The organism is Flavicella sediminum (assembly GCF_006381105.1).
Taxonomy (GTDB): Bacteria; Bacteroidota; Bacteroidia; order Flavobacteriales; family Flavobacteriaceae; genus Flavicella; species Flavicella sediminum.
In genome coordinates, this window is sequence record NZ_VDET01000071.1 from 1 (window position 1) to 813 (window position 813).

Annotated in this window: 1 protein-coding gene; it reads left to right on the forward strand. The window is 29.3% G+C overall.

Annotation, left to right across the window (positions count from 1 at the left end):
- The first annotated feature begins 85 nt into the window (after positions 1-85).
- Positions 86-703: a hypothetical protein gene (locus FGM02_RS17950; RefSeq protein WP_139960012.1), complete on the forward strand. Its 618-nt coding sequence runs from the start codon at positions 86-88 to the stop codon at positions 701-703.
- Positions 704-813 lie beyond the last annotated feature (110 nt).

Below are 813 nucleotides of genomic sequence, written 5' to 3' on the forward strand. Positions count from 1 at the left end.
AGGCTGAGAATCTTGCGATTATCAACTCCCACACTAACTTTATACAAAACCGTTGGAATTCATTAAAGAAATTAAAGTGCACTAAATGAATAATCTACAAAATAAGTATAGATTAAAAATCTTCTATTTAAGTATTTTTCTTTACCTAATTCTGAGTAATCAATCCAAAGCTCAAGCTACTGAATTTAAGCGAACCTCTCTAAAAACTGGAATTGGAGTTGGTTTCAATCAGGGTAATAAAGAATCGGGTATAGCTTTATTATATTCATTAGGTTGGCAAAAAAGTTTTGGAGATAAAAATAAATTAAGACTCAATCCGAATTTGCTAATTGGAAATTTTACATCATTTGGATTTACAGACACAAGAAGTCAATATTATAGATTGTCTTCACTTGGAGTAAATATTCATTATGATTTAATTAAATATAAATCTATTTCATTAGTCACAACGGTTGGAGGTTTTTTAAATTATTCGAGAGGAATTTTAGGTCCAGATATAGGAGAATGGCCAGAAACAAACAACAATAATTCCGAGTTTTTTAATTCAATTTACTTTGGAGGAAATTTTTCTATTGGAATTAGAATTAATCCTAAAAACAGAAAATTCGCATATGAATTTAGACCGATAAATGTTCAATTGGGAAATGATTCTTTTGAATTAATGTATTTGATGGTAGGATTAGATATAAAACTAAGAAAATAACGAAATGCCAACACCGAATAATACTAATGTGGGTTTTTATGGGTTGCCCAAAATGCTGTGTGTTTTGACTATGTCACGTATACTGTTTTAGGTATTTTTAGGTCGACTAA

Bases quoted from the DNA above. Each gene is read 5' to 3' on its own strand.
- FGM02_RS17950 (WP_139960012.1), top strand. From the start codon at position 86: ATGAATAATCTACAAAATAAGTATAGATTAAAAATCTTCTATTTAAGT.